We start from the raw sequence: 9343 nt of genomic DNA, 5'->3' as shown, positions 1-9343 counted from the left end.
CCCGCACCCGCACCCACCCTGCCGCGCACGCACTCCGCACGGGCGCCTCCGGCCCCCGCTGCTCCGGGGCGACCCTGTGGCACCCCTGTCACCGGAGGACGCTACGCTGCCCCTCAACACCCTTGATCGGCCCGCCCCCGCGGCCACGGCGTGTCCGTCGGCCTCCCACGAGCAGCGCTTGGACCACCTAACTCCATGTCTTGGTTTGAATCCCTCATCCTCGGACTCGTCCAGGGGCTGACGGAGTTCCTCCCCATCTCCTCCAGCGCGCACCTGCGCCTGACCGCTGCGTTCTCCGGCTGGGAGGACCCCGGTGCCGCCTTCACGGCGATCACGCAGATCGGCACGGAAGCCGCCGTGCTGATCTACTTCCGCAAGGACATCGTGAACATCATCTCGGCGTGGTCCCGCTCGCTGGTGAACAAGGAGATGCGCGGCGACCACGACGCACAGATGGGTTGGCTGGTGATCGTCGGCTCGATCCCGATCGGCGTGCTCGGCGTGACGCTCAAGGACCAGATCGAGGGCCCGTTCCGCGATCTGCGCCTCACCGCCACGATGCTGATCGTCATGGGCATCGTCCTCGGTGTCGCCGACCGGCTGGCGGCACGCGACGAGGCGGGCGGCAAGCACCGGGCACCCAAGCAGCGCAAGACGCTCGACCAGCTGACCATCCGGGACGGTCTGATCTACGGCATCTGCCAGGCCATGGCCCTCATCCCGGGCGTCTCCCGCTCCGGCGCCACGATCAGCGGCGGCCTGCTCATGGGCTACAAGCGCGAGGCCGCGGCCCGCTACTCCTTCCTGCTCGCCATCCCGGCGGTGCTCGCCTCCGGTGGCTACGAACTCAAGGACGCGATGGAAGGCGGCCACGTCACCTGGGGGCCGACGATCTTCGCCACCGTCATCGCGTTCGTGGTCGGCTACGCGGTGATCGCGTGGTTCATGAAGTTCATCTCCACCAAGAGCTTCATGCCGTTCGTCTGGTACCGCATCGCCCTCGGGATCGTGATCATCGTGCTGGTGTCGATGGGCGAGCTGAGCCCGCACGCGGCGGAGTCGTCGGGCTGACGGCCCCGGGCGACCGGGCGGGACCGGAACGCTACCCACTCCGAAGGCCCGAACTCCCCATCGTGACCAACTACATACCCCGCGAGTAGCCGCGCGGTAGCGCACTGTCAGTCGTTGCGCCTACGCTAATCGGCATGTCCCCCGATTCGATGACCCCTGGTTCCGTGCGGTCCGCTGCCGACTTAAACGAGCAGATCCGAGCGCTGTGGATGCGCGCGGGTGGTTCGCTGTCGGCGCAGGAGAGGGCCGAGTACGAACTGCTGGTCGTCAAGTGGGCCGCGGCGATACGCGGAGAGGTCATCGAGGCGGCGTGAGGGCCACCGGCGGGCCGAGGGACCCGCGTCGACACCAAGGGAATTCGGGTTGAGAACCGATGCCGGACATCCAGATCCCGCCCCGTCACCCGGAACCGTCATCTTCCTGAACGGCACGTCAAGTTCGGGCAAGTCGAGCATCGCCACCGAGCTGCTCCGGACCCTCGACGAGCCGTACTTCCACCTCCCCGTGGACGCGTTCCACGCGATGCGGACGCGTCGGGAGATGTCTCCCGAGCAGCTCCCCACCGTTCTGCACAACACCTGGCGCGGCTACCACCGGGCGGTGGCCGGAATGGCCGCCGGCGGCAACAACGTCGTCATGGACCACGTGTTGAGCGAGGAATGGCGGCTACGGGACTGTCTCGATCTCCTCGTCCCGCAGGACGTCGTGTTCGTCGGAGTCCGCTGCCCGCGCGACGAGCTCGAACGGCGGGAGCGCGAGCGTGGTGACCGGCCGCCCGGCCTGGCCGTACGGCAGTTGGCCCTGGTGCACGCGCACGGCGTGTACGACGTCGAGTGCGACACCAGTCGCGCCGACCCCCACGAATGCGCCCGTCTCATCAAGGAGTTCCTGCCGCGCCGTCCCACGCCCACGGCTTTCCAGCGGCTGCGCGAGAAGGACGCCTCAGCGCTTTCCGAATGACGCCGGTCTCTTACGGAACCCTGAACTCGATCTGGCTGATGGCCGGTCCGTCCCCGGTGACCTGGCCCTCGCCGATCGCTTCCGTCCAGGAACCGTCCTGTTGGAGTTTCGCCAAAACCGCGGGGGAAAGACTGACGGTGATCTGGATACCGCCCTCGGAAGCAGGGGCGCGGTCTATTCGGACTTCATGACTCATGCCGCCGACGTTACCCACAACCACACGGTCGGCATGGGCAGTTGGACTTTTACCCGGGGTCGTGAAGCTATGGGCCGATCGGTCCTGTCTTGTCGGCGGAATGTCGTCCGCCGCCGCAACATCGGCAACCTTTTCGGCAACCTTTTCGGACCCCACGACCACTGATGAGTCGGAAGCTCCTTCACCGGAGTCCCTCACCGAACCGACGTGTGTTCCCGAACCACGCAAGGACTCATCCGTGGCATCCTCCTACCGCTCTCCGCGCCGCAGGCGGCGCGCCGCCGTCCTCTCCGCCGCCGTGGCGGCCGTCGCACTCGTCGTGTCCCTCGTACTGGCCTTCCGCCCCGACCACGAGGCCGATGACGGCCCTGCCGCGGCCACGCCCGTCGCCGGCACCCAGGTGACCGTGTCTCCCAAGGCACCGCGGCGGAAGCCGTCCCCGGCGTCACCGTCACCGACCGCGACGGCCGCTGCGACCACCCCATCGGCTGCGACCGCCTCACCGGCGAAGCCATCGGCCACACGCACCCCACCGACCGTTTCCGCCACCGCACCCTTGGCGGGACGAATCCGGCCCGAGGTCGCCTATCGGGGAGTCGCCACCTTCTACGACGCCGGGACCGGCGACGGCGCCTGCCTCTACGGCCCGAGCGACGACCTCATGGTCGCCGCGATGAACCACACCGACTACGAGTCGTCCAAGGCGTGCGGGGCGTATGTGCGCGTCCGCGCGGCGGGCGGTGCCTCCGTCACGGTCCGGATCACCAACGAATGCCCCCTGCCCTGCGCACCCGGGCAGCTCGACCTCAGCGCACAGGCCTTCGCGAAACTCGCTGACCCCTCGCGCGGCCAGATCCCCATCACGTGGACCTTGCTGAGCCCCAGCACGTCCGACACGGTCTCGATCCGCTACAAGACGGGGTCGAGCCGCTACTGGTGCGCCCTCCAGGTGATCGGCCACCGGAACCCGACGGCACGACTGGAGGTCCGTGCCGGCGGCGGCTGGCGCCGGCTGCCGCGTACGGAGTACAACTACTTCCTCTCCGCCGACGGCGGCGGGTGCGGCGGCGCGATCAGGATCACCGACATCTACGGAGAACGGCTGACCGTCAACGGGATCGCACTGCGGCCGGACGTCGAACAGCCGACCAGGGTCCAGTTCGCCAGGCACTGACACACACCGTCGGCTGACACTGCACTCCGTTGCCACCGAATATCCCCCTGCAGGCCCCTTGGCGCGGCCCGCCACCTCCCTCAACACTGAGCCGATGACGCAGCGTGTGGAGCTCGCGACCGTGATGGACCGGCTCGCCGTGGACGAACTGATCACCGAGTACGCCGTGGCGGTGGACGACGGCGACTGGGCGACGTACCGAGGGCTGTTCGCCCCGGACGGGCGCGCGGACTACCGCTCGGCCGGAGGAATCGAGGGGGATGCCGTCGAAATCGCCGGATGGCTTGCGGAGAGCATGGAGCTGTTCCCCATGCGGCAGCACCTGATCGTCAACCGGCGCGTCCGCTTCGGCACCCTGGAGCACGACACGGGCGACACGGCCCACGTCCAGGCGGACTACGTCAACCCGATGCGGTTCGCCGGGCACGACGGCGGATCCAGGGCTCCTGACTTCGTGTGCGGCGGTCGTTACGCCTTCGTCCTGGTGCGTACGTACGAGGGCTGGCGGCTGCGCGAGGTGGTGGTCAGGGAGAAGTGGCGCCACTCGCCCGAACGACAGCCCGCCACGCCCTGAGCGGCCCCGGACAGCCTGAGCGGCCCCGCACAGAAGGCCCGCCACACCCCCGGGGGGACCCGCGCGGAGATCGGCGTGGCCGGAGATCACCTGTCGGAGATCGTCTGCTGCGCGCACACTGGGGGTACGCACCACCACCGGGGAGGGAGGCGCTGCATGAGGTTGCCCGATCGCTGGCTCACCTCCCCCTGGCGGCGCGGCTTGCTGGCCGTGTCGTCCGGGGCCCTGCCGATGTTCACGTTCCCGGCAGCGTCCCTGTGGTGGTTCGCGTACGTCGCCCTGGTGCCGTGGATATTGCTGGCCCGCTCGGCGCCCACGGGCAGGCGGGCCGCGTACGACGGCTGGCTGGGCGGTCTCGGCTTCATGGTGGCCGTGCACCACTGGCTGTTTCCGAGCCTGCACGTGTTCACGTTCGTGATAGCCGCGCTGCTGGGTGCGCTGTGGGCGCCCTGGGGCTGGCTGGTGCGCCGGTTCCTGGCCGGTGTGCCCTCAGCCGGGCGGGTGGTGGCCGCGCTGGTCGTCCTGCCGTCGGGCTGGCTGATGGTGGAACTCGTACGGTCCTGGCAGGGGCTGGGCGGGCCCTGGGGGCTGCTCGGGTCCAGTCAGTGGCAGGTGGAGCCGGCGCTGCGGCTGGCCTCGGTCGGCGGGGTGTGGCTGCTCAGCTTCCTGGTCGTGGCGGTCAACGTCGCCGTCGCCGTGCTCGTCGCGGTACGGAGCTCCCGAGTTCCCGCGGTCGCCGGGCTCGTCGCGACGGCCGCCGTCACCTCCGCGGCCTGGGTGTGGTCGCCGCGACCCGACGTGGACGGGCAGGCGCGGATCGCCGTCGTGCAGCCCGGTGTCCTCCCCGGCCCCGAGGAGCGGTTCGCCCGCGAGGAGGCACTCACCCGCGAGCTCGCCGGGCAGGACCTGGACCTGATCGTCTGGGGCGAGAGCAGCGTCGGCTACGACCTCGCCGACCGCCCCGACCTCGCTAAACGTATCGTCGCGCTGTCCCGCGAGACGGGGGCCGACATTCTGGTGAACGTCGACGCCCGCCGCTCCGACCGCCCCGGCATCTACAAGAGCTCGGTACTCGTCGGACCACAGGGCTCCACCGGCGAGCGGTACGACAAGATGCGGCTGGTGCCCTTCGGCGAGTACGTGCCCTTCCGTTCCGTGCTCGGCTGGGCCACCTCGGTCGGCAAGGCGGCGGGCGAGGACCGCATGCGGGGCACCGAGCAGGTCGTGATGAACGTGGGGAACGGGCTGAAGGTGGGCCCGATGGTGTGCTTCGAGTCCGCGTTCCCCGACATGAGCCGCCATCTCGCCCGGGACGGCGCCCAGCTGCTGCTCGCCCAGTCGGCGACCTCCACCTTCCAGCACAGCTGGGCCCCCGAGCAGCACGCGTCGCTGGCCGCGTTGCGGGCCGCCGAGACCGGTCGCCCGATGGTGCACTCGACACTCACCGGTGTCTCCGCGGTCTACGGCCCGAGCGGCGAGCGCATCGGCTCCTGGCTCGGCACGAGCGCGAGCACGTCGGAAGTGTACGAGGTGCCGCTGGCGGACGGTGTCACGCCGTACGCCCGGTTCGGTGAGTGGCCGGTGTACGCGGCGGTGCTGGTGCTGGTCGTGCTGGGTGCCGTCGAGGGCGGACGGGCCGTGCGGCTCAGGAGGACGGCTCCTGCACCGCCCGAACGACCCGCTCGCACAGTTCGTGAGTCGCCAGCGCGTCACGGGCGCTGAGCGCCTTGCCCGCGCGGACGGCGTCGAGGAAGGCGAGCACCGCCTGCTCGATGCCGCGCTGCCGGGCGACCGGCACCCAGTCGCCGCGCCGTCGTACGGTCGGCTGTCCCTTGTGGTCGATGACCTCGGCGAGATTGACGACCTGGCGCTTGGTGTCCTGTCCGGACACCTCCAGGATCTCCTCGGCCGAGCCGCTCAGCCGGTTCATCACCCCGAGCGCCGTGAAGCCGTCCCCGGACAGCTGGAGCACGACGTGGTGCAGCAGTCCGTCCTCGGTACGGGCGCGCACGGTCACGTCGTCGATCGGTCCGGGCACCAGGAACCGCAGGGTGTCGACGACGTGGATGAAGTCGTCGAGGATCATCGTGCGCGGCACCTCGGGCAGGCCGACACGGTTCTTCTGCATCAGGATCAGCTCGCGCGGGTGGTCCGCGCACTGCGCGTAACCGGGTGCGTAACGCCGGTTGAAGCCCACCGCCAGGGCCAGGTCGCGCTCCTCCGCGAGCTCCACCAGGCGTTCGGAGTCGGCGAGTTCGTAGGCGAGCGGCTTGTCGACGTACGTGGGGACGCCCGCCTCCAGGAGCCGCGCGACGATCTCCGGGTGCACGTCGGTGGGCGCGTGGACGAAGGCCGCGTCGAGGTCCTGGGCGAGCAGGGCGTCGAGGTCGGCGTGGAGCCGCTCCGCGGGGAGGTGGAGGCTGTCGGCGACCCGGTGGAGCGTCGCGGGCGTCCGCGTCTGCAGGTGCAGTTCGAGCCCCGGCTGGGTGGTGAGGACCGGCAGGTACGCCTTCTGCGCGATGTCGCCGAGTCCGATGCAGCCGACCTTCACAGGGATCTCCCGTCCAGCGTCCGTGGGCGCGGGGCTTCTCGTAGGGCTAGGGCGTGCCGGCACGTGCCTCGTCGGAAGCATACGGCGGCGGTGGCGGGCGCCAGTCGGCGATCCCGTCGAAGCTCCGCAGGAGCAGCCCCGGTGCTGCCTTGGAGAACGCTGCGACCACGGCGTCGCGCACGGCCGTGCCGGCGCGGCCGGACATCATGTTGAGCCGGGCGACCCCCACCGCCTTGCGGGCGATCGCCGTCGTACGGGGCTGTCGTGCGGCCGAGTACGCGGCGAGGTCACCGGCGTGGACGGCGAGCACGATCGCGTCCTCGACGGCCTGGTTGCCGCCCTGCCCGAGGGTCGGCGGCATGGCGTGCGCGGCGTCCCCGAGCAGCGCGACCCGGCCACGGTGGAAGGCGGGCAACGGCTCGGCGATGTGGTGGACGTCGTGGCGCAGCACGTCCTCGGGGCGGGCAGCCTCGATGACCTGCGGGACCGGGTCGTGCCAGGTGCCGAACCGGCGCACGAGTTCGGCCCGCTCGTCGTCCGGCGCGTGTCCTTGGGCGGGGGTCATGGCGGCGGCGTACGCGTACACCCGGCCGTCCTTGAGCGGGTGCGTGCCCCAGATGCGGCCCCGGCCCCAGGTCTCGTGCGAGGTCACGTTGCCGGGGTGCAGTCCCGGTACCGGGATGACGACGCGCCACGTGGTGAACCCGGCATAGACGGGGCCGGGGTGGCTGGGGAAGAGCGCGCGGCGTACGGCGGAGTGGATGCCGTCGGCGCCGACGACCAGGTCGGCCTCCAGCTCGCCGTCAGGAGTGCTGACACGGGCGGGCCGGTCCGGGCCTCCGGGGTCGGTGAGGGTCCCGGGGCTGGACAGCCGGACGGCGTCCTCGGGGAGCCGGGCCGCCAGCCGGTCGACGAGTGTGGAGCGGTGGAGCAGGACGAGCGGTCCGCCGAAGCGTTCGGCCAGAGCGGTGGCGTCGGCGCGCGACAGCCACCGTCCGCTCGGGGTACGCACCCCTCCGTCCCCTTGCCAGGCAGCGAGGCCGCGGATCTCGTCGCCGAGTCCGATGACGTCGAGGGCCCGCAGGGAGTTGGGCGCGAGGGAGATCGCGGCGCCCACCGGTTCCAGTGAGCGGGCCCGTTCCAGGACGGTGACGTGCCGGCCGCTCCGGTGCAGGGCCACCGCCGCGGTGAGTCCTCCGATGCCACCTCCGATGATCACGGCGCGGGACGCGCTGCGCTGCTGTGCCATGGCTCCTCCTCGTGCACTCCGTGCCGGCGAGAAATCAGGCGAGAGAGATCACTACACCTGTAGTCACGTTCCTTCCGACCGTACTACAGATGTAGTCCCTGGGGTAGGTTGACCTCATGCCCGTACGCAACTCCGGCCCCTCCCGCGCCGCCCTCATCGCCGACACCGCCCTCGCCCTGCTCGCCGAGCGCGGGATGCGCGGCCTCACCCACCGGGCCGTCGACGAGGCGGCGGGGCTCCCGCAGGGCTCGACCTCGAACCTGGCGCGCACCCGGCAGGCCCTGCTGGAGATCGCCGTGCGGAGGCTGGCCGAGCGGGAGGCCCAGGTCCTCACGCCGGACGAGATGCCGGCCCCCCGGGGCGGACTCGACGGCCTCGTGGACGGGCTCGCCCTCGCCCTGCACCGCTATCTGACCGGTCACCGCGAGCTGCTGGTCGCCCGCTACGAACTCGCCCTGGAGGCCACCCGGCGTCCCGAGCTGCGGGAGTTCTACGACGCGGCCGGGAAGCGGTTCCGTGATCCGCTGACCGCGCTGGTGAGCACGGCGGGTTCGCCGGACCCGGCCCGGCACGCGCTGTCGCTGGTCGCGTACTGCGACGGGATGATGTTCTCGTGCGTGGCGGGGTCGTTCCACGCGGCCGTGCCGACTCTGGAGGAGCTGCGGAAGGGTTTCCAGGAGTTGATGAGCGGGATGCTGGGCCACTGACTCCGGACCGGCCGACCGGCTCCCGGCTGGCCGCGTTCCGGCAAATGTGTGGTGCCACGTGGGCCGCTCCAGCAAGATGCACGTCATGACGATCAAGCGCACCGAGCCCGCGACCGACGCCGACGAACGATCCATGCTGGAGGGCTTCCTCGACTACCACCGCCAGACACTGGAGTGGAAGTGCGAGGGCCTGGACGACGCCCAGCTCAGGACCGCCTCGGTGCCGCCCTCCGAGCTCTCCCTGATGGGGCTCGTACGGCACATGGCGGACGTGGAGCGCAGCTGGTTCCGCAGGGTGCTCGCCGACGAGGACGTGGCGCCCCTCTACTACAGCGACGAGGACCGGGACGGCGAGTTCCACCTCACCGACACGGACACCTGGGAGGACGCGTACACCACCTGGCAGGCCGAGATAGCGGCGGCCCGGACGAGCGCGGCACGCTTCGCCCTGGACGACGCCAGTCAGGGCAGGAACGGATTCACCGAGGAGCCCCTCACCCTTCGGTGGATCTACACCCATATGATCGAGGAGTACGCACGGCACAACGGTCACGCGGATCTGCTCCGGGAGCGCGTCGACGGTGCCACCGGCGAGTGACAGCGTCACCCGTGCGGGGCATCCCTGGCCCGTCTCCTCCCCAGATCGGTTCGGACACAGCAGAGTTGCGCGCGTGCATCGAACGACGACCACCACAGCGCTCCTGGCCACCATGGCTGCCGCGGCTCTCTCCGGCTGTGTGACCATTCAGCGCCCTCCCCCGCCCGATGTGGCGCCCGTGCCGTCCCGTCCGTCGGCGCCACTCCCCGAGGGTCGTACCGGACCCCAGGTCGTGCAGGCCCCGGCCCAGGAGGCGCTGGAAC

11 protein-coding genes and 1 pseudogene are annotated in these 9343 nt (G+C 70.7%); 9 read left to right on the top strand and 3 right to left on the bottom strand.

Features of this window, described 5'->3' with window-relative positions; all coding sequences use genetic code 11:
* Nucleotides 1-195: 195 nt before the first annotated feature.
* From FNH08_RS35670 to FNH08_RS35660, 3 genes are all read left to right on the top strand, one after another.
* On the top strand, nucleotides 196-1071 hold the full coding sequence (locus FNH08_RS35670; RefSeq protein ID WP_152775673.1) for an undecaprenyl-diphosphate phosphatase: 876 nt from the start codon (nucleotides 196-198) through the stop codon (nucleotides 1069-1071).
* 134 nt (nucleotides 1072-1205) lie between these two features.
* Nucleotides 1206-1385 (top strand): hypothetical protein, encoded by a 180-nt coding sequence (locus FNH08_RS35665; RefSeq protein WP_152775672.1) that lies wholly within the window; start codon nucleotides 1206-1208, stop codon nucleotides 1383-1385.
* A 49-nt stretch (nucleotides 1386-1434) separates the two neighbouring features.
* The gene (locus FNH08_RS35660) at nucleotides 1435-2031 is read left to right on the top strand and encodes a chloramphenicol phosphotransferase CPT family protein (protein ID WP_152775671.1); all 597 of its coding nucleotides are present in this window, start codon (nucleotides 1435-1437) and stop codon (nucleotides 2029-2031) included.
* Between the two features lie 10 nt (nucleotides 2032-2041).
* On the opposite strand, the gene FNH08_RS35655 is transcribed toward FNH08_RS35660, so the two are convergent.
* Nucleotides 2042-2227 carry a hypothetical protein gene (locus tag FNH08_RS35655; protein ID WP_152775670.1) on the bottom strand — a complete coding sequence of 62 codons (186 nt, stop codon included), beginning with the start codon at nucleotides 2225-2227 and terminating at the stop codon, nucleotides 2042-2044.
* 238 nt (nucleotides 2228-2465) lie between these two features.
* Between FNH08_RS35655 and FNH08_RS35650 the strand changes: the two genes are divergently transcribed.
* From FNH08_RS35650 to lnt, 3 genes are all read left to right on the top strand, one after another.
* Entirely contained in the window at nucleotides 2466-3401 is a 936-nt protein-coding gene (locus tag FNH08_RS35650) for an expansin EXLX1 family cellulose-binding protein (protein WP_322726031.1), read from the top strand.
* A gap of 94 nt (nucleotides 3402-3495) precedes the next feature.
* Nucleotides 3496-3975: a nuclear transport factor 2 family protein gene (locus tag FNH08_RS35645; protein ID WP_152775668.1), complete on the top strand. Its 480-nt coding sequence runs from the start codon at nucleotides 3496-3498 to the stop codon at nucleotides 3973-3975.
* A 156-nt stretch (nucleotides 3976-4131) separates the two neighbouring features.
* The gene (gene lnt / locus FNH08_RS35640; protein ID WP_152775667.1) at nucleotides 4132-5697 is read left to right on the top strand and encodes an apolipoprotein N-acyltransferase; all 1566 of its coding nucleotides are present in this window, start codon (nucleotides 4132-4134) and stop codon (nucleotides 5695-5697) included.
* On the opposite strand, the gene FNH08_RS35635 is transcribed toward lnt, so the two are convergent.
* Both FNH08_RS35635 and FNH08_RS35630 read right to left on the bottom strand, forming a co-directional pair.
* Nucleotides 5621-6526, bottom strand: a complete 906-nt coding sequence (locus FNH08_RS35635) for a Gfo/Idh/MocA family protein (protein ID WP_322726030.1) — start codon at nucleotides 6524-6526, stop codon at nucleotides 5621-5623. The genes lnt and FNH08_RS35635 overlap by 77 nt on opposite strands.
* A gap of 46 nt (nucleotides 6527-6572) precedes the next feature.
* Nucleotides 6573-7775, bottom strand: a complete 1203-nt coding sequence (locus FNH08_RS35630) for an FAD-dependent monooxygenase (protein WP_152775665.1) — start codon at nucleotides 7773-7775, stop codon at nucleotides 6573-6575.
* Nucleotides 7776-7891: 116 nt separating this feature from the next.
* On the opposite strand from FNH08_RS35630, the gene FNH08_RS35625 reads away from it, so the two are divergent.
* The 3 genes and pseudogenes from FNH08_RS35625 to FNH08_RS52475 all read left to right on the top strand — a co-directional run.
* Nucleotides 7892-8482, top strand: a complete 591-nt coding sequence (locus FNH08_RS35625) for a TetR/AcrR family transcriptional regulator (protein ID WP_152775664.1) — start codon at nucleotides 7892-7894, stop codon at nucleotides 8480-8482.
* Nucleotides 8483-8567: 85 nt separating this feature from the next.
* Nucleotides 8568-9080 carry a DinB family protein gene (locus tag FNH08_RS35620; protein WP_152775663.1) on the top strand — a complete coding sequence of 171 codons (513 nt, stop codon included), beginning with the start codon at nucleotides 8568-8570 and terminating at the stop codon, nucleotides 9078-9080.
* A gap of 73 nt (nucleotides 9081-9153) precedes the next feature.
* Nucleotides 9154-9343 (top strand): annotated as a pseudogene (locus FNH08_RS52475) (hypothetical protein); the annotation flags it as partial.

It is taken from the genome of Streptomyces spongiae (genome assembly GCF_009377185.1).
Taxonomy (GTDB): domain Bacteria; phylum Actinomycetota; class Actinomycetes; order Streptomycetales; family Streptomycetaceae; genus Streptomyces; species Streptomyces spongiae.
This window is presented reverse-complemented; position numbering and strand designations above follow the sequence as displayed.

What these genes read in the sequence shown, in the direction of transcription:
- FNH08_RS35670 (WP_152775673.1), top strand. Translation starts at nt 196, where the DNA reads ATGTCTTGGTTTGAATCCCTCATCCTCGGACTCGTCCAGGGGCTGACG.
- FNH08_RS35665 (WP_152775672.1), top strand. Translation starts at nt 1,206, where the DNA reads ATGTCCCCCGATTCGATGACCCCTGGTTCCGTGCGGTCCGCTGCCGAC.
- FNH08_RS35655 (WP_152775670.1), bottom strand. Translation starts at nt 2,227, where the DNA reads ATGAGTCATGAAGTCCGAATAGACCGCGCCCCTGCTTCCGAGGGCGGT.
- FNH08_RS35645 (WP_152775668.1), top strand. Translation starts at nt 3,496, where the DNA reads ATGACGCAGCGTGTGGAGCTCGCGACCGTGATGGACCGGCTCGCCGTG.
- lnt (WP_152775667.1), top strand. Translation starts at nt 4,132, where the DNA reads ATGAGGTTGCCCGATCGCTGGCTCACCTCCCCCTGGCGGCGCGGCTTG.
- FNH08_RS35630 (WP_152775665.1), bottom strand. Translation starts at nt 7,775, where the DNA reads ATGGCACAGCAGCGCAGCGCGTCCCGCGCCGTGATCATCGGAGGTGGC.
- FNH08_RS35625 (WP_152775664.1), top strand. Translation starts at nt 7,892, where the DNA reads ATGCCCGTACGCAACTCCGGCCCCTCCCGCGCCGCCCTCATCGCCGAC.
- FNH08_RS35620 (WP_152775663.1), top strand. Translation starts at nt 8,568, where the DNA reads ATGACGATCAAGCGCACCGAGCCCGCGACCGACGCCGACGAACGATCC.